The organism is Streptomyces paludis (assembly GCF_003344965.1).
GTDB classification, from domain to species: Bacteria; Actinomycetota; Actinomycetes; order Streptomycetales; family Streptomycetaceae; genus Streptomyces; species Streptomyces paludis.
Map to the genome: position 1 here is coordinate 2,230,303 of NZ_CP031194.1, position 17,698 is coordinate 2,248,000.

Annotated in this window: 13 protein-coding genes and 1 pseudogene; 8 read left to right on the forward strand and 6 right to left on the reverse strand. The window is 67.5% G+C overall.

The annotated features are described in order from the left end of the window. Positions 1–125: 125 nt before the first annotated feature. The 5 genes from DVK44_RS09560 to DVK44_RS37600 all read left to right on the forward strand — a co-directional run bounded on the left by DVK44_RS09560 (position 126) and on the right by DVK44_RS37600 (position 6,760). Positions 126–962 carry a carbohydrate ABC transporter permease gene (locus DVK44_RS09560; protein ID WP_114665025.1) on the forward strand — a complete coding sequence of 279 codons (837 nt, stop codon included), beginning with the start codon at positions 126–128 and terminating at the stop codon, positions 960–962. Further along, entirely contained in the window at positions 962–1,879 is a 918-nt protein-coding gene (locus DVK44_RS09565) for a carbohydrate ABC transporter permease (protein ID WP_114659268.1), read from the forward strand. The genes DVK44_RS09560 and DVK44_RS09565 overlap by 1 nt, the downstream gene beginning before the upstream one ends. 128 nt (positions 1,880–2,007) lie before the next feature. Further along, on the forward strand, positions 2,008–5,076 hold the full coding sequence (locus DVK44_RS09570; protein WP_114659269.1) for an alpha-mannosidase: 3,069 nt from the start codon (positions 2,008–2,010) through the stop codon (positions 5,074–5,076). Positions 5,077–5,177: 101 nt separating this feature from the next. Then, entirely contained in the window at positions 5,178–5,711 is a 534-nt protein-coding gene (locus DVK44_RS09575) for a GNAT family N-acetyltransferase (RefSeq protein ID WP_114659270.1), read from the forward strand. Between the two features lie 245 nt (positions 5,712–5,956). After that, the gene (locus DVK44_RS37600) at positions 5,957–6,760 is read left to right on the forward strand and encodes a DUF4232 domain-containing protein (protein WP_114659271.1); all 804 of its coding nucleotides are present in this window, start codon (positions 5,957–5,959) and stop codon (positions 6,758–6,760) included. A gap of 225 nt (positions 6,761–6,985) precedes the next feature. Here DVK44_RS37600 and DVK44_RS09585 read toward each other — a convergent pair whose 3' ends face one another. Both DVK44_RS09585 and DVK44_RS37005 read right to left on the reverse strand, forming a co-directional pair. Beyond that, complete coding sequence (locus tag DVK44_RS09585; protein WP_114659272.1) at positions 6,986–7,771, reverse strand: DUF4232 domain-containing protein; 786 nt, start codon at positions 7,769–7,771, stop codon at positions 6,986–6,988. Between the two features lie 47 nt (positions 7,772–7,818). Continuing rightward, a pseudogene (locus DVK44_RS37005) lies at positions 7,819–8,136 on the reverse strand (DUF4291 family protein); the annotation flags it as partial. A gap of 454 nt (positions 8,137–8,590) precedes the next feature. On the opposite strand from DVK44_RS37005, the gene DVK44_RS09595 reads away from it, so the two are divergent. Next, the gene (locus DVK44_RS09595; RefSeq protein WP_162793731.1) at positions 8,591–9,196 is read left to right on the forward strand and encodes a response regulator transcription factor; all 606 of its coding nucleotides are present in this window, start codon (positions 8,591–8,593) and stop codon (positions 9,194–9,196) included. A gap of 129 nt (positions 9,197–9,325) precedes the next feature. Beyond that, the gene (locus DVK44_RS09600) at positions 9,326–10,666 is read left to right on the forward strand and encodes a cation:proton antiporter (RefSeq protein ID WP_228447063.1); all 1,341 of its coding nucleotides are present in this window, start codon (positions 9,326–9,328) and stop codon (positions 10,664–10,666) included. 64 nt (positions 10,667–10,730) lie between these two features. Here the strand turns inward: DVK44_RS09600 and asnB are convergent, their stop codons facing one another. After that, the gene (gene asnB, locus DVK44_RS09605; RefSeq protein ID WP_114659276.1) at positions 10,731–12,575 is read right to left on the reverse strand and encodes an asparagine synthase (glutamine-hydrolyzing); all 1,845 of its coding nucleotides are present in this window, start codon (positions 12,573–12,575) and stop codon (positions 10,731–10,733) included. Positions 12,576–12,742: 167 nt separating this feature from the next. On the opposite strand from asnB, the gene DVK44_RS09610 reads away from it, so the two are divergent. Further along, complete coding sequence (locus DVK44_RS09610) at positions 12,743–13,426, forward strand: TetR/AcrR family transcriptional regulator (protein ID WP_114659277.1); 684 nt, start codon at positions 12,743–12,745, stop codon at positions 13,424–13,426. A 9-nt stretch (positions 13,427–13,435) separates the two neighbouring features. On the opposite strand, the gene DVK44_RS09615 is transcribed toward DVK44_RS09610, so the two are convergent. From DVK44_RS09615 to DVK44_RS09625, 3 genes are read right to left on the reverse strand one after another with little or no spacing between them, the layout of a single operon-like run. Beyond that, entirely contained in the window at positions 13,436–14,236 is an 801-nt protein-coding gene (locus DVK44_RS09615; RefSeq protein ID WP_181957438.1) for a thioesterase II family protein, read from the reverse strand. Positions 14,237–14,242: 6 nt separating this feature from the next. Continuing rightward, the gene (locus tag DVK44_RS09620) at positions 14,243–15,958 is read right to left on the reverse strand and encodes an ABC transporter ATP-binding protein (RefSeq protein WP_114659279.1); all 1,716 of its coding nucleotides are present in this window, start codon (positions 15,956–15,958) and stop codon (positions 14,243–14,245) included. Further along, positions 15,955–17,667, reverse strand: coding sequence for an ABC transporter ATP-binding protein (locus DVK44_RS09625; RefSeq protein WP_228447590.1), 1,713 nt, complete (start codon positions 17,665–17,667; stop codon positions 15,955–15,957). The genes DVK44_RS09620 and DVK44_RS09625 overlap by 4 nt, the downstream gene beginning before the upstream one ends. Between the last annotated feature and the right edge of the window lie 31 nt (positions 17,668–17,698).

Consider the following 17,698-nt stretch of genomic DNA (forward strand, 5'->3'; position numbering starts at 1 on the left):
GCCCGTCCGGTTCCGGCGGCACCAGCGGTACGGGCGGCTCCGGCCGCCGGTCCGCCGGTCCCGCCGGGGCCGGCGGGCCTCGCCGCCGTACCGTATCCCCGGCCGTCCAGGGCCTGTTGCGCGGCATGCCGCTGCTGCCCTCCGCCGTACTGCTCGCGGTCTTCCTGGCCGGGCCCATCGGGTACTGCGTCTACTACGCGTTCACGAACATGCAGCTGACGGGGTCGGCGACCACCGACTTCGTCGGCTTCGACAACTTCACCCGCGCGTTCGGCGACCCCGACTTCCTCAACGCGGTCTGGCTGACGCTGGTCTTCGTCGTCGGCTCGGCCATCATCGGGCAGAACACCCTCGGGCTGGCGCTGGCCGTCATGATGGAGAAGGCGTCCAAGCCGGTCAAGGCGATCACCAACGCGGTGGTCATCGCGGCCTGGGTGCTCCCCGAGGTCGTCGCCGGTTATCTGATGTACGCGTTCTTCTTCCAGCAGGGCTCGCTCAACGCGATCCTGGACTCGCTGCATCTGCCGCAGCAGAACTGGCTCTACACCCTGCCGATCCTGGCGGCCTGCCTCGCCAACGTCTGGCGCGGTACGGCGTTCTCGATGATGGTCTACTCGGCGGCGCTCAACGACGTACCGCAGGAGCTGATCGAGGCGGCCGAGATGGACGGCGCCGGGCCCTGGCAGCGGCTGTGGCGGGTCACCCTGCCGGTCATCCGCCGCTCCATCATGACCAACCTGATGCTGGTCACGCTCCAGACCCTCTCGGTCTTCGGGCTGATCTACGCCATGACCCGGGGCGGCCCGGGCAACAAGAGCCAGACCCTGCCGATCTTCATGTACCAGCAGGCATTCCAGAACAGCCTGATCGGCTACGGCACGGCCATCGCGCTGGTGCTGCTGCTGGTGGGCGCGCTGTTCTCCACCGTCTACATCCGGCTGCTGAAACTGGAGGAGGACTGATGGCAGCGACCACCACCCCGCCCGCCACCGCCTCGACCGCCACCAAGGGCGCGCGGAGCGCCAAGGGCGCACCGTCCGCGCGCGGTTCCCGCGCCGGTCGCGTCCGGTCGAGCAAGCTGGCCGTCAACGTCGTCCTGCTGCTGATCTCGGTGCTGTACATCGTGCCGCTGCTCTGGATGCTGCTGGCCTCCGTCAACGCGCACGCCAGCTTCCGGCTGTCGCTGCCCGATCCGTTCACGCTGGACAACTTCGGCAAGGTCCTCAACGTCGACACGACGTACCGGCCGATGCTGAACGGGCTGATCCTGTGCGGCGGCGCGACGTTCCTGTGCGTGGTGCTGTCGATCCTGGCGGCCTACCCGCTCTCGCGCTACCGCTCGCGGCTGCGCAAGCCGTTCCTCTACACGATCCTGTTCTCGACGGGTCTGCCGATCACGGCGGTCATGATCCCCGTCTACAGCATGTTCGTGCAGGTCAACCTGATCGACTCGATGACCGGTACGACGCTCTTCCTGGCCGCGTCCTCCCTCCCGTTCGGCATCTGGCTGATGAAGAACTTCATGGACGGGGTGCCGATCGTGCTGGAGGAGGCCGCCCGGATCGACGGCGCCGGCTCCATGCAGGTGCTGTGGCGCGTGGTCCTGCCGCTGATGTGGCCGGGCGTGACCGTGGTGACGATCTTCACCTTCATCGGGATGTGGGGCAACTTCTTCGTCCCCTTCATCCTGCTGCTCGACCCGGCGAAGCTGCCCGCCTCGGTGAGTGTCTTCAACTTCCTCAGCGCGCACGACCAGACGCAGTACGGACAGCTGTCGGCGTTCTCGATCATCTACTCGATCCCCGTCGTGGTGCTCTACCTGCTGCTGGCGCGCAAGCTCGGCGGCGGATTCGCGCTGGGCGGCGCGCTGAAGGGCTGACGCTCAAGGGCTGACGCTCGCGAGCGAGCGATGCCCTCACGGACTGACTGCACGGCCTCCCCCACCCGGTACGCACCACTCCCGTACCGCCCCGCACCACCCTGACTTCCCGTTACGGAGAACCACCCATGCACAACGACCGCGAAGTGATCGAGCAGCGGCTCGACCGCGTGCTGAACCAGCGCATACGGCCCGCCGTCCACGCCCGGTCCATTCCGCTCCAGGTCGAGATCTGGAACGTACCCGGCGAGCCCGTCCCGGTCGCCGAGGGCCTGGCCGCCGCGTACCGCCCGGTCGCGGTCGGTGACCTCTGGGGGCCCGCGTGGTCGACCAGCTGGTTCCGGATCTCCGGTACGGTGCCGGCCGAGTGGGCCGGGCTGCCGGTGGAGGCCGTACTCGACCTCGGGTTCGGCACGACGGAGCCGGGCTTCTCCACCGAGGGTCTGGTGTACCGGGCCGACGGGACCGCCGTGAAGGCGCTCAACCCCCGTAACGCCTGGCTGCCGGTGAGCGAGAGCGCCGAAGGCGGCGAGGAGTTCGTCCGCTTCATCGAGGCCGCCGCCAACCCGGTGGTCATGCACACCGGCCCCGGCCAGCTCTCCTTCGGCCCGACCCCGGTCGGCGGCCGGGCGGCCTGGTTCGGCGACGAGCACGGCTCGACCCCGGCGGGCGAGCCGCTGTACCGGCTGCGCCGGATGGACCTCGCGGTCTTCGACGCCACGGTCTTCGAACTCGTCCAGGACCTCGATGTCCTCGGCCAGCTGATGCACGAGCTGCCCACGGACACCCCGCGCCGCTGGCAGCTCGCCAAGGCCGTCGAGCGCGCGCTGGACGCCATCGACCTCCAGGACATCAGCGGTACGGCCGCCGCCGCGCGCGAGGCACTCGCCCCGGCGCTGGCCGCCCCGGCCGTCGCGAGCGCGCACCGTATCTCCGCCGTCGGCCACGCGCACATCGACACGGCGTGGCTGTGGCCGCTGCGCGAGACGGTCCGCAAGGTCGCCCGTACGGTCTCCAATGTCACGCAGCTGATGGACGACCACCCCGAGTTCAAGTTCGTGATGTCCCAGGCGCAGCAGCTCGCCTGGCTGAAGGAGCACCGCCCGGAGGTGTACGCGCGGGCCCAGGAGAAGGCGAAGACCGGGCAGTTCCTGCCGACGGGCAGCCTCTGGGTGGAGCCGGACACGAACATCACGGGCGGCGAGGCGCTGGCGCGGCAGTTCGTGCACGGAAAGCGCTTCTACCTCGACGAGTTCGGTGTCGAGACCGAGGAGATGTGGCTGCCCGACACCTTCGGCTACAACGCGGCGCTGCCGCAGCTGATGAAGCTGGCCGGGGTGAAGTGGTTCCTGACGCAGAAGATCTCCTGGAACACCACCAACAAGTTCCCGCACCACACCTTCCGCTGGGAGGGCATCGACGGCACCCGGATCCTCAGCCACTTCCCGCCGGTCGACACGTACAACAGCGATCTGTCCGGCGCCGAAGTCGCCCACAGCGTAAGGAACTTCCAGGACAAGGGCGCCACGAACCGCTCGATGATCCCGTTCGGTTACGGGGACGGCGGCGGCGGCCCGACCCGCGAGATGGTGGCCCGCGCGGGCCGTCTCGCGGACCTGGAGGGCTCGGCCCGGATCGCGATCGAGAAGCCGGCCGACTTCTTCGAGCAGGCGGAGGCGGACTACCCGGACGCGCCGGTGTGGGTCGGCGAGCTGTATCTGGAGTTCCACCGGGGCACACTGACCAGCCAGCTGGCGGGCAAGCAGGGGAACAGGCGCAGCGAGCACCTGCTGCGCGAGGCGGAGCTGTGGGCGGCGACCGCGGCGGTACGCGGCGATTTCGACTACCCCCACGAGCAGCTGGACCGTATCTGGAAGACCGTTCTGCTGCACCAGTTCCACGACATCCTGCCGGGCACGTCGATCGCGTGGGTGCACCGCGAGGCGGAGGAGACGTACGCGGAGCTGGCGCGTGAGCTGGGCGAACTGATCGAGCGGGCGCAGCGCTCGCTGGCCGGTCCGGCGACGGACGGCGGCGAGGTCGTCTTCAACGCGGCGCCGCACCCGCGCGGCGGCGTACCGGCGCTGGGCGGCACGGTCCGTACGGCGGCGTCCGCGGCGGCGGTGGCCCCGGTGGCCGAGGGCACGGATCTGGTCCTGGACAACGGTCTGGTACGGGTCGTGATCGACGCCCGTGGTCTGATCACCTCGGCGTACGACCTGACGGCGGACCGCGAGGCGCTGGCCCCGGGCACGACGGCCAACCTGCTCCAGCTGCACCAGGACTTCCCGAACGAGTGGGACGCCTGGGACATCGACGCCTTCTACCGCAACTCGGTCCGCGACCTGACGGAGGTGGAGGAGGTGACGGCGACCGCGACCGGAGTGTCGGTCACCCGTGCCTTCAACGCCTCCCGGATCACCCAGACGCTGACCCTGCGCGAGGGCGCCCGCCGGCTGGACATCGACAACGTCATCGACTGGCACGAGAAGGAGAAGCTCCTCAAGGCGGCCTTCCCGCTGGACGTACGGGCCGCGCACTCCACGGCGGAGATCCCGTACGGTCACGTCGAGCGCCCCACGCACACCAACACCAGCTGGGACGCGGCGAAGTTCGAGTTCTGCGCGCACCGCTTCCTGCATGTGGGCGAGCGCGGCTGGGGTGCGGCGCTGGTCAACGACTCGACGTACGGCCATGACGTCACCCGGGACGTACGCGAGGACGGCGGGACGACCACCACGGTCCGCCTCTCCCTGCTGCGCGCGCCCCTCTTCCCGGACCCCGACGCGGACCAGGGCCGCCACCGCCTCTCCTACGGCTTCGTCATCGGCGCCGAGGTGGCGGACGCGGTCCGCGAGGGCTACCACCTGAACCTGCCCGAGCGCGCGGTCCCCGGCTCGGCGGCGGTGGCACCGCTGGTGGAGGTCGACAACGACGCGGTGGTGATCGAGGCGGTCAAGCTGGCGGACGACCGCTCGGGCGACCTGGTGGTACGCCTGTACGAGGCCCATGGCGCGCGCGCCGGGGCGACCCTGACCACCAGCTTCCCGCTGGCGGGCGCGGAGGCGACGGACCTGCTGGAGCGGCCCCTGCCGGAGGAGACGGCGGCGGAGTACACGGCGGGGGCGGAGGCGTCGGTGGGGCTGCGGCTGCGGCCGTTCCAGATCCTGACGCTGAGGCTGAAGGCGGGCGCGTAACGCCGTAGGGGGGTGGGGGCGGACCAAGAACAGGGTCCGCCCCCACTGCCATGCCCATGCCCGCCCCCGTACCCGTCCCCGTCCCCTGACAAGATGGGGAGATGACCGAGATCCAGACCCCCCGCCTGCTCCTGCGCCGCTGGCACGAGGACGACCTCGTCCCCATGGCCGAGATCAACGCCGACCCCGAGGTCATGCGGTGGATCGACGACGGCGAGGTCCTCGACACCGACGGCACGGCCGAGGCCATCGAGGTGTGGGAGGAGGAGTGGGACGAGGAGGGCTTCGGCATCTTCGCCGTGGAACTGCTCGCCTCGGGCGAACTGGCGGGCTTCACGGGCCTGTCCGTACCGCACTACCTGCCCGGGGAACTGCCGGCCGTGGAGATCGGCTGGCGCCTGGGCCAGCCGTTCTGGGGCCAGGGCTACGCGTCCGAAGCGGCCCACGCGGCCCTGGAGTTCGCCCTCCAGGACCGGGGCCTGGACCGTGTCATCAGCATCAGCCGCCCGGGCAACGAGGCGTCGGAGAACGTGATGCGGAAGCTGGGCATGGAGCTGGACCACACCACCAGCCACCCCCGCTACGGCTTCCCCCTCCACGTACACGCCATCGACCTGACCGAATTCACGGCCTGAACCGCCTGCGGGCGCGTCGGAGGAGTGCGCCCGGATCCGTAGCGGGAGAGACCTCCGCCGAACGGGCCTCCGGCGGCCCGCCGGAGGGTCAACTCCCTTGCCCCAAAGGGCAGTTACACAACCTGTACACATTCTTCAGAACCAGGCCCCCGGCAGATCGCTCTCAGTCTCCGTATTGATCAGTTGGAACGGTGGAACGACGCGAAAGCAGCGGTCGCACCGTGCCCGAAGCACATGGAGATTCAGTGAAGTCCGCTCGTCGCGCCGCCCGTTCCATCGGGTTCGCCACCCTCGCCGCTGTCGCCACGTTCTCGCTGACAGCCTGCGACGGCGATGACAGCTCGGCCGCCGCCGGCTCATCGGCCAGCCCATCGGCGTCCACCGATCCATCGGCCTCCGCCGAGCCGTCGAAGGAGTCGGAGTCGGAGTCGGAGTCGGGAGAATCGGGCTCCGACAAGTCGGGGGCGACCGGCTCCACCGGCTCCACCGGCTCCGGCTCCACCGGCGGGTCCAGCTCGTCCGGCGGGTCCGGCTCCACCGGCGGCTCCAGCTCGTCCGGCGGCTCCAGCTCCTCCGGCTCCGGATCCACGGGCGGCGGGAGCAGCACGGACGACGACGAGGACGTGCCCGAGGCCCGTTCGTGCAACACCAGCTCTGTCAGCGTCAAGCTGGAAGCATCCGGCGGTACCGTGCCGGTCGCCATTCTCAAGGCCACCAACAAGACGTCCACCGCATGCAGCCTGCACGGCTTCCCGTTCGTCGGCTGGCCGAACGCCCAGGCGCCGCTTTTCGAAGCCACCAGCACCGCCTACAACGGCGGGCTGCTTCTGGAGCCGGGTGTCACCGCCTACGCCTCCATCCGCCTGGAGCAGGGTGATGCCAACAACATGCACCGTGAGAAGAGCATCACCGTCCAGTTCGCCGACTCCCAGCAGAGGGGCATCGGTGGCACCGCCACAGTCGCCGCCCCCGGCGGCGCCGGCATCGCCCTGAGCGACAAGTCCACCGTCACCTACTGGGTCGACAACCAGGAGCAAGCGATGCGCTGAACATCGCCCTCGCACCACCGGTCCGAGTAGTCCACAGGAGCTGTCCGCCTCCCCCAGGGCGGACAGTGAACAGCGAAGCACCCCTCCGGCCACGGACCGCCCCGGCCCCGGACCGCCGCGCGCCGGCCACTCCCACGTTCTTCTGAATCCGGTCCACCGCGCACACACGAAAGTGCTGGCCGCAGCCGCCACGAGCGGCCGCGACCAGCACTTTCGTCATATGCCCTAGTAGTTGCGGAGGTTGGGGATGGCCTTCTGCTGGTCGGTGTGCCAGTACGAGACGATGGGCTTGTTGACCTCGCCCCAGCCCTTGGGGACCTTGAACGTGACGGGCGTGTCGGTCTCGAAGGTGATGAGGGAGAAGTTGCTGTACTCCTTGGCCCCGCCGTCGTCGACAGAGATGGGCATGACGCCGAGGTAGGCGACGGCGGAACCGGTGAGCTTGATGTTCTCCGGCTTGTCCTTCTTGTCGATGGTGGCGTTGCCGTCCACGTCGGCGCCGTAGAAGAGCGACGGCACGTCGCCCAGGTGACAGGTGATGCCGGACTTGGCCTGCGCCTTGATGTACATGTAGCCGCCGGCCTGGGTGTCCGTGCCGACCGTGAGGGTCAGGTCGCCGTTTCCGCACGACTGCCCGTAGCCGTCCTTGCCGGCGTCGTCACCGCTGGAGCCAGAACCGGTGGACCCACTGGAGCCGGTGGACCCACCGGACCCACCGGACCCGCTGGAGCCCGAGCCAGTAGAGCCGGTGGAGCCGCCTCCGGTGGAGCCACCACTCGTCGACCCATCGGAGCTGGAACCGGCTTCGCCGGCGTCCGTGCCGGTCGAGGGGGAGGAGGCACCGTCGCTCGCCTCGGGAGAGGCGGAGCTTTCACTCGCCGAGGGGCTGCTGCCGGCCGCCGCGTCGGCGGCGTCGTCCGAGTCGCAGGCGGTGGCGGTGGCGGCGAGGGCTGTCACCGCCACCGCTGTCATGGCGAGGCGGGCAAGGCGGGAGGTGGGGCGCGAGCGCATGCGAAACTCCGTGAACTGTGTGGGTTGATGGTGCCGCGTCAGAGGTTTCAGCCGTACCACCAGCTCCGCCCGTTGGTGTCCGCGGCGGCCGTCGTGCTGTCCTGCTGCTGTCGATAACTGTAGGAGGCAGGAGTTTCTCGAATGATCTCGTGACTGTCGTGATTCTGTATCAACTGCCTTGCCTCAAGGCTGAGTTGGAGGGAGCGGTAGGGCAGCGGTTTCAGGTGGAGGTCGCGCTCCGGGTCCCACTGCACGCGTGCCGGTGCTCGCTTCAACTCCCGTTTCCAGGACGCCCGGTCGGGGTGGACCGAGGGCACGCAGTGGGAGAGGCAGGCGTTGTCCAGCGCCCAGCCGTGTGCCTTCCTGCCGGCAGGAAGGCACACCCACCCCGGCGGGTCGGATCATGAAACCGTGACACGCGCGGACGGAAAGTCTCAATTGTTCTGAAAGCAACGACAGCAATGGTGTCAAGAGGCGCGAATGAGTCACACCGCGGCACCCAAAAGGGCCACGCCGAGCCTTGCGTTCTCGTATGACCATTGTATTATTTGTTTTCAGTTTGATCGTCTGATTGCGGGGGTTCAGGGAGATCACGACGGGGGAGTCCTGACGTCCAGGACAGGATGCGGCAGGAAACGGCGCAGCGCCGCCTGCGAATGTCCATGACGTTCTGCTCATTCTCAGCATGTCGCTACACCGCGTAGCTCCCATCACGCCCTGACCGGACCGCTCCAGGAGCCGGTCCGGCCCCGAATCATGCGCGTGCTCAGTCAGAGTCGAACAATCTGCCTCAGCATCAGCAACAGGGGGAAGAAAGTAATGGGAATCAACGTACTGGTATCCGACAAGTTAAATGTGTCCCGTTACGCGCTCAGCGCGCTGCTCGAAAAGGGCAAGGGGATCCAGGTCGTCGGGTCAGTGGGCGGCAATCTCGATGCGCTTGAGTACGCCGACGCGCATCAACCGGACGTCATAATCTTCAGCTTCGACGGCGCGGACGGCGACACCATCACCATTGCCGAGAAGATCACGGGCCTTCCGAAGTGCCGATGTCTGCTGCTCGCCGAATCATTCACCCGATCGGTAGTACGCCAGGCATTCACCGGCGGAATCGCCGGGATGGTACAGCAGAACGCCTCTCCGTACCGCCTTTTCGAGGCTGTCCATCGAGTACACCAAGGCGAAAGGATCTTCGACACGGAGTTAACGGTAGCCGTACTGGGAAACAGCGACTGCCCGTTGTCCGAGCGGCAACTCTCCGTGCTCGAAAAGCTCTCCCAAGGTGACACACTCAGCGAGATAGCCGCACAGTTGCACATCTCCGACGGAACCGTGCGGAACTACCTCTTGTCCGCGGTGACGAAACTGGGCGCACGTAACCGCATAGACGCACTGCGCATCGCGCAGGAATCACACTGGATCTGAAATGTAAGCCACCCTCGGCGTGGGGACTTACGTCAGAACATTCCAGCTCTTATTGATGGAAAACCTCCGGCATCCGCCGCGCACGGCGCTGACCTGCATCAATGCGGCACACCGGGCGGAACCGTATGAGTGACCATCAATATTCACGGAGGGTCGATCATGGCGGATGCATCCGCTCGGAGCGCAGACCTGATCATCGCCATCACGATGGCCGATATCGCCATCATTCTTGTCGCCGGCTCGATCCTGGGTTGGCTCGTCCGATACGTGCGCCAGCCGCCCGTCGTAGGAGAGATCATTGCCGGTATCGCCCTGGGGCCGAGTCTTCTCGGTCTACTGCCCGGGGATCTCCCCTCTCACATCTTCCCGAGTGAGGTGCGGCCGCATCTGTCGGCGATAGCCCAGGTCGGACTGCTCGTCTTCATGTTCGGAATCGGGTGGGAATTCGACAAGAGGTTGTTGCAGGGACGGCAAGGAACCGCAGCGGCAGTCTCGATCGCCTCGGTCGTGGTCTCTTTCGTCCTGGCCATCGGGCTCGCGGCGCTGCTGTACGACCGGCACAACGTCGTCAACGGAAAACACATCTCCTTTACCGCGTTCGCACTTTTCATGGGCGCGGCAATGTCGATCACCGCTTTCCCCGTCCTGGCCCGGATACTGACCGAACACCGGATGATGGGAACGCGTGTCGGTGCACTGGCACTGGCCAGCGCGGCCATCGACGATGTCCTCGCCTGGTGCCTGCTCGCGCTGGTGGCGGCGATCGTGACCGCGTCCGGCGGTTCCGGAGATTTCGCGCAGACCATCGTCCTCTCCCTGCTCTATGTCACGGTGATGTTGCTCGTCGTGCGCCCCCTTCTGTCGTACCTCATACGCCGCCGGGTCCGTGACCGAATTCCTCCGCAGCTCATCGTGGTACTCGTCGCCGGCCTGTTCCTGTCCTCCTATGCGACGACATGGATCGGGATCCACGCGATATTCGGCGCTTTCGCCTTCGGCTTCGTCATGCCGAGAGAGCCGCGCGGTGTGCTCGACGAAGGAGCGAAAAGGCCATTCGGCGGGATCAGCCTGGTGTTGCTGCCAGTCTTTTTCATCGTCACCGGACTGAACGTCGACATCGGCGCACTGTCCGGACGTGACCTGCTCGAACTGAGCGCCATCATTTTCGTTGCCTGCGCCGGTAAGCTGATCGGCGCCTCGGTTCCCGGGAGACTGGCCGGAATGTCGTGGAGGGAGGCCGGCACCCTCGGCATCCTGATGAACACGCGCGGCCTCACCGAGTTGATCATCCTGAACGCCGGCGTCAGCCTCGGCGTCCTGGACGATCGGATGTTCACCATGATGGTCGTGATGGCGTTGTTCACGACCGTGCTCACCGGGCCGTTCCTCCCGAAGGCTCCGGTCCGCGTAGACCGGGCCGGATCCCGGGCCCTCTCGGAGGAGCCGGCCGCGGCTGCCTCCTCGGTGTAAGCCGGTGGACAAGGCGATCGCCGCCATGACAGTGCCATGGCGGCGATGCACCGAGCAGAGCCGATCAGTCCAGCAACAGTTCGGGTGAGTGCAGCTCCAGCCAGACGTGCAGGTCGAGCATGCGCTCGAGGTTGGACCGTACCGCCATCGACATGGCCGCCGGATCCTGCGACCCGATCTGCTGCGCCCAAGCGCGGTCGACCAGCGCGAACACCTGCGCGTCCGGTTCCGCCACCACCTCCTTCACCTGTTGCTGAAGGTGAGCGGCGTACCCGGGATTCTGAGGCGAGGGGTACGGGCTCTTGACCCGCTCCAGCACCGAGCGTGGCAGCACAGGCGCCGCGGCCTGTCGGAGCAGACTCTTCTCCTGGCCGTCAAACGTCTTCATCGCCCATGGTGTGTTGTAGACGTACTCAACGAGCTGATGACTGCAGAAGGGCACCCGCACCTCAAGCCCGACGGCCATCGACAGCCGGTCCTTGCGGTCCAGCAGCGCGCGAACGAATCGTGTGAGATGCAAATGGCTCGTCATGCGCATGAGCTGGTCAAGCTCGGATTCCCCGTCCAGATGCTCGACCTCGGCGCGCGCCGTCGCGAATTGGTCGGCGGTGTAGGCCGCCACATCGAGCCGCGCCCGCAGGCCGGGTTCGATGTGATCGGTCCGTGCCGCGAGACTCATCGGGGGGATGAACATCATCCACGGGAAGGTGTCCCCGCGCAGCGCCGCCGGGTGATGAAACCAGGGGTAGCCGCCGAAGAGCTCGTCGGCCGACTCGCCCGACAGAGCCACCGTCGAATGCTCCCGGATCGCCTTGAACAGCAGGTACAGGGAACTGTCGAGATCCCCGAACCCGTTCGGGATGTCCCGGGCGCCGACCGTGGCGCGGCGCACCGAAGGGTCCGAGATATCGGCGGGGTCGAGCATCACATTCCGGTGCGTAGACCGCACATGTGCTGCGACATCACGAACGAAGGGCGCATCGGGAGTCTCGCGCATCTCGTCCGGGACGAAGTTCTTCTCCTGGCCGACGAAGTCCACGGAGAACGTGCGCACCTGCTCGCCCCGCATACCCAGCCGCTGCGCCGCCAGCCCGGTAATCGCGCTGGAGTCCAGACCGCCCGAGAGCAGGACACACTGCGGCACATCGGAGATCAGCTGCCGGTCGACGATGCCGGTGAGCAGTTCCCGCACCCGGGCCACGGTGTCCTCGCGGCTGTCGGTGTGCTCGACCGCGCGCAGGCGCCAATACGTCCGTTCCCGCAAACCACTGCGGTCCACACTGATCAGCGTGCCGGGCGCCACCTCGCGCATGCCCTTCCACAGTGCCCAGCCCGGGGTCTTGGTCTGCGCGACCAGCTCTCTCAGCCCGTCGGCGTCGACCGCCTTCCGCACCAGGGGGTTCGCCAGGATCGCCTTGGGTTCGGAGCCGAACAGCACTCCGTCGGGTGTCGGATAGCAGAAGAGCGGTTTGATACCCATGCGGTCGCGGACGAGAAGCAGCCTCTGATCGCGCTCGTCCCAGATGGCGAACGCGTACATGCCGTCCAGGTGGTCGACGACGCTCTCGCCCCACCGCAGGTAACCGCGGAGCACGACCTCGGTGTCACTTTCCGTCCGGAACGGGTGCCCCAACGCCTTGAGCTGATCGCGTAGTTCCCGGAAGTTGTAGATCTCCCCGGAGAAGACCAGGACGATGTCGCCGGCCGGTGTGCTCACACTCATCGGCTGCGCTCCGCCGGGCAGGTCGATGACGGCCAGGCGCCGATGCCCCAGCGCGGTATGTGTGCGCAGATATGTGCCGCGATCGTCCGGCCCGCGACAGGCCATTGTCTCGGTCATCGCGTCGAGAACATCACCCCGGTGCGTCAGATCGGCTTCGAAGGATACCCAGCCCGCAATCCCGCACATCTCACGTCCTCTTTTCCATGGCACCCTTTTTCAACCAATCAAGAACACACGAATATGGCCAAATTAACATCGCAGCCTTTACCCGGCAATGTTCGTTCCACATCGACCTGTGTGGATTTTCCATAGGCACGGAATGATAGAATCCCCTTACCGATACGGAGGACAAGATGCCCGCAGAGCAGCCCCGCGCAAAACCCGTCGGCCGGCCACCTCATTTGTCCCTCGACGCCATCATCGCCGCAGCGGATCGCATTCTGCAGACCGAGGGTGCGGGAAAACTGTCGATGCGGCGCCTGGCGGACGAATTGAACAGCGCCCCAATGGCGCTTTACTACCATGTGCGCAACAAAGATGAGCTGCTTCTGCTCGTGATGGAGAATCAGGCTCGGAACACACCCCGCCCGGAACTTCCGGAGGATCCCCGTGAGCGGCTGATCGCGGTGTCGACCACGCTCTACGAGCTGCTCGCCGACCGGCTGTGGATCATCCAGGTGCTGGCCGGTGACGACCTCATGGCTCCCTCGGCCCTCTGGTTCGTCGAGGAGATGATCGGCGCCGCGGTGGACTACGGCCACACTCCGGAACAGGCCGTATACATCTACCGCACGATCTGGTACTCCATCGTCGGCGACCTGATCATCCGTGTGAACGGCAAGCACCGGCGCAGCCGGGCCACCGGACCGACCTATGAGGACCAGGTCGTCGCCGGTCTCGGGAGCGGCACACATCCGCATCTGACGTCGGTCGCCGACCGATGGGCCGATCTCAACGCCCGTGACACTCACCGGCAGGGTCTGGCGGCGATCATTGACGGACTGCTGCGGTCGGACACGACCACACAAGACCGGTGACTCAACGCCTCACGGGGCGGACGGCCAGGGGACCGATGAGGTCCCGGACGCCGTCCGCGCGTACGCGGTGAGGAGTTCGATGACCGCGTCGCGGTGCTCGTCCAGGTAGAAGTGCCCGCCCTCGAAGGTGCGGAATACGCACGCGCCGTCGGTGACCTCGCGCCACCCCTGTGCTTCCGCCGGAGTGATCTCCGGATCCCGATCGCCGTACAGCACCGTGACCGGAGTCCGCAGGCGCGCGCCGGGCGACGGCCGATATGTCTCGCTCAACCGGTAGTCGCTCCGGATCATGGGCAGGAACGTCCGGACGATCGGGGCATTGTCGAGGATATCGAGCCGGGTCGCATCGGTGCGGCGTAATTCCTCGATCAGCTCCTCGTCACTGCCAAGATGAATCCGGCCCCGCCGTGTCAACGCCGGGGCGGGATGTCCGGACACGGCCAACCCCATGGGCGGGTCGCCCGCCGCCGTAAGACGACGGGCGATCTCATACGCGACGACGGCTCCCATACTGTGCCCGAAAAGAATCGTCGGAATCGGCGGGCCATCAAGCGGCAGGTCGGCCGCCAATACGTCGGTGAGCCGTCGCATGTCGTCCGGCACCGGTTCGGCATACCGGTCCTCCCGGCCCGGGTACTGGACAGCGAAGAATTCGATGTCCCAGGGGGCTGCCCGGGCCCATGACCGGTAATAGCTCGCGCTGCCGCCACCATGCGGAAACAGAAGCACTCGGGCCCGGGCACAGGGCCGGGATGCGATCCGTCGGAATGCGCCGGCCCGCCGGTCCCCCGGCAAAGGATCGATCAGCATACCCACTCATTCACTCGCTACCGGTGTCACGGAAATGTTCCAGAAGTCGGCGTAGCGGCCACTTCGGCTCAGAAGCTCGTCGTGGCTGCCCTCCTCCACAATCCGGCCGCCTTCCAGGAAAAGGACGCGGTCGGCACGTTGCACGGTCCGCATCCGGTGCGCGACCATCACCACGGTCCGCCCCGCCATGAGGCGCTCAATGCCCTCGTGGACGGCTGCCTCGTTCACCGGGTCAAGGGCGGAGGTCACCTCGTCCAGCAGGACCACGGGCACGTTCTTCAGCAGCGCCCGCGCGATCGAAACACGCTGGCGTTCACCGCCCGACAGCAGTGTGCCGCCCTCGCCGACGTTCGCCGCCCATCCGCCGGGCAGCCGCTCGACCACCTCGTCCAGTCGTGCGGCGGTCGCCGCCGCCCGGACGTCGGCTTCGTCGGCGTCGGGACGGCCGAGGCGTACGTTCTCCTCGATGGTGCCGTCGAAGAGATAGACGTCCTGGAAGACGATGGCGATCTGCGCCATCAGCACGTCCGTACTGATCTCGCGCACATCCACGCCGCCCACGCGTACCGCGCCCGTGTCCACGTCATAGAAGCGCGCGAGCAGTTGCAGCAGTGTGCTCTTGCCCGCACCCGACAGTCCGACAACGGCGAGCCGCTGTCCCTGAGGTACGGAGAACGACACTTCGTCGAACACGGTGCGTTCGCCATGCCGGAAGGTTACGGACTCGAGCGCCAGGTCGTGGCGGACCGGCCGGAGGGGTTCCCGGGGCTCCGGCAGCGGCTCGGTGCGCAGAACCTTGTCGAGCCTCTCCAGCTCGGACCGCGCACCGCGGAGTTTGCCGCCGATGTCCGACAGCGACAGCAGCGGATCGGCGCAGCGAGCCGCGAGCACCAGGATCGTCAGGACCTCCGCCGCCCCGATGCTCCCGCCGAGTGCGAGGGAAGTGCCCAGAGCCAGCACCACGGTGAAACTCACCTGGACCGTGAGCGTCAGGCCCACCGCACCGGGCAGCATCGCCAGCACGCTACGGCGGGATGCGCGCTGGACCTCCCGCAACGAGTCGTCGAGCAGTTCGAAGCGTTCTCCGGTCCGGCCGCCGGCGCGCAGCACCGGCTGCGCCTGGAGGAATTCGATGACGCGGCCCGAGGCCTCCGTGTCCCGTGCGTGACGCTCCGCGTCGGTGCCGGCCATCGAGCGTGCGGTCCAGACCTGGATCGCCGCCACGACGGGAGCGGCGATCAACGCGGCGAGTCCCAGCTGCCAGTTGAAGGCGATCATCACGGCGACGATCGTCAGGGGAGTCACCAGGGCGGAGACGAACGGTGCCAGCAGGTGGGCGGCCACGCCCATCGCCTGCAGCAGGCCGCGGCTGGCCATGACGGACACCTCGCCGACCCGTCCGGAGTTGTACCAGCCGATGGGCAGCCGGGCCAGGTGCTCGCCCAGCCGGTAGTACATGCCGTGCAACATCTTCGTGCCGACGCGCATGCCGGACAGATCGCTGATGTAGCGCAGCACTGCGTAGACCGCGACCGCCGCCCCGAACGCGATCAGCCACGGCACGGCGTCGTCGGGTGTGCTGCCGAACAGTTCCCGCAGCACCGGAACCAGCAACGCGTAGGACAGACCCTCGACCGCCGCGGTGATCGCCATCAGGGCGACGGTGCGACGCATCGTCCGGGCGTACTCGGGTCCCAGCACGCGCAGCAGTGTTCGAATCATCCGGGCAAGCCTCCTTGGGATCGCCAGAACGCGGCGAACCTTCCTTCCCGCGCCAGCAGTTCGGCGGGTCTGCCGCGCTCGACGATCGACCCGTTCTCCAGCATCACGACGGTGTCCGCGTCGGCAACCGTTTCCAGTCGATGGGCGATCACCATGATCGTTCGGTCGCCGCCCAGCGTCGCCAGGGCCTGACGGATCGCCTGTTCGGTCTGCGGGTCGGCGAAGGCGGTCGCCTCGTCCAGCACCAGCACGGGCGTGTCGGCCAGCAACGCCCGGGCGAGAGAGAGCCGCTGGGCCTCGCCGCCCGAGAGCTTGACGTCCTCACCGATCACTGTCTCGTAGCCGTGCGGCAGTTCAAGAATCCGGTCATGGATATGCGCCAGCCGGGCAGCGCGCACCACGTCGTCGCGCTCGGCGTGCGGCACCGCCAGTGCGATGTTGTCCGCGACCGACGCGCGCAGCAGGCGGACGTCCTGGAAGACGAAGGAGACCATCCGGTAGAGCTGCCGACTGCCGATCTCACGCAGATCGACACCGCCCAGGACGACCGAGCCGTGGTCCGGGTCGAAAAACCGCGGCAGCAGTTGGACCAGTGTTGATTTCCCGCTTCCCGACGGCCCGACGACCGCTGTGCATGTCCCCGGCTCCAGTACCAGGTCGATACCGCGCAGCACCTCGCGACCGTCTTCGTAGCCGAAGCGAACGTCCCGCAGTTCTACCCGGTGCCCTTGGGGCGCTACCGGGTGCGCGGGCTCCGGCAGGGGCTCGACGTCGAGCACTTCCCTGATCCGGCCGACCGCGCGGCCGGCGGCCTGCATGTCGTCGAAGCCGTGGCCCAGTGCCGCCACCGGAGCGGTCAGTCCCAGGCCCAGCAGCAGGAAGGGCAGCAGATCGGCCGGGGCGAGACTCCCGGACCTGATCAGCGACGTACCGCCGATCAGGACGACCAGCAGGACGAAAGGCGGCGACAGCGCCAGCTGCATCCCGGCGGCGACCAGGGACATGCCGCGCACCCACCGGAAGAAGGTACGGACGAAATCGTCCACGGCGGAGAGGAACTTCCCGTGGGCTCGCTCGGATCCGCCGAACGCCTTGACCACCGAGATGCCCTGTACGAACTCGACGACGGAGCTGGCGATCCGTCCCATCGCCGCGTCGAACTCCTCCTGCTCACGCGTCCTGGCGGGGAGCATCAGCAGCGGGACCAGCGCGATGGCCAGCACCACCGGGATCAGCGTGATCAACGTCAGCCGCCAGTCAATGGTGAACAGGTAGATCAGCGACACCAGTGGGACCACGAACGCGGAGACCAGTTCGCCGGGCGCGTGGGCGATGAGGGGGTGCACGGCACTCACGTCCTCCCCCACCACCTTGGCCAGCTCGCCGGTCCTGCGCCGGGAGAACCAGCCGATCGGCACGCGTCCCAGCCGCGCTGCCAGTAATCGGCGGAACGTGAGTTGCACCTGCCCGTCGAGCACATGCCCGAGCCCCGAGGACGCGGCCGTGAACAGCAGCCGCACGAGCAAGCCGGCCGCTCCCGCGGTCACGACCCACCAGAGGTGAGCTTCATCGACCGGGCCCGGCGCCAGCAGGGTGCGCCCCAGTTCGACGACCGCCAGCAGCGGTGCCAGTCCCGCGAGAGCGCCGACCACTTGCAGGATCGCGACGGCCGCAAAACTCCGGACATGGGGGCGCAGCATGCGTGGCAGGCTCCGCTCCCCCGCTCCAACAGCGTCGATC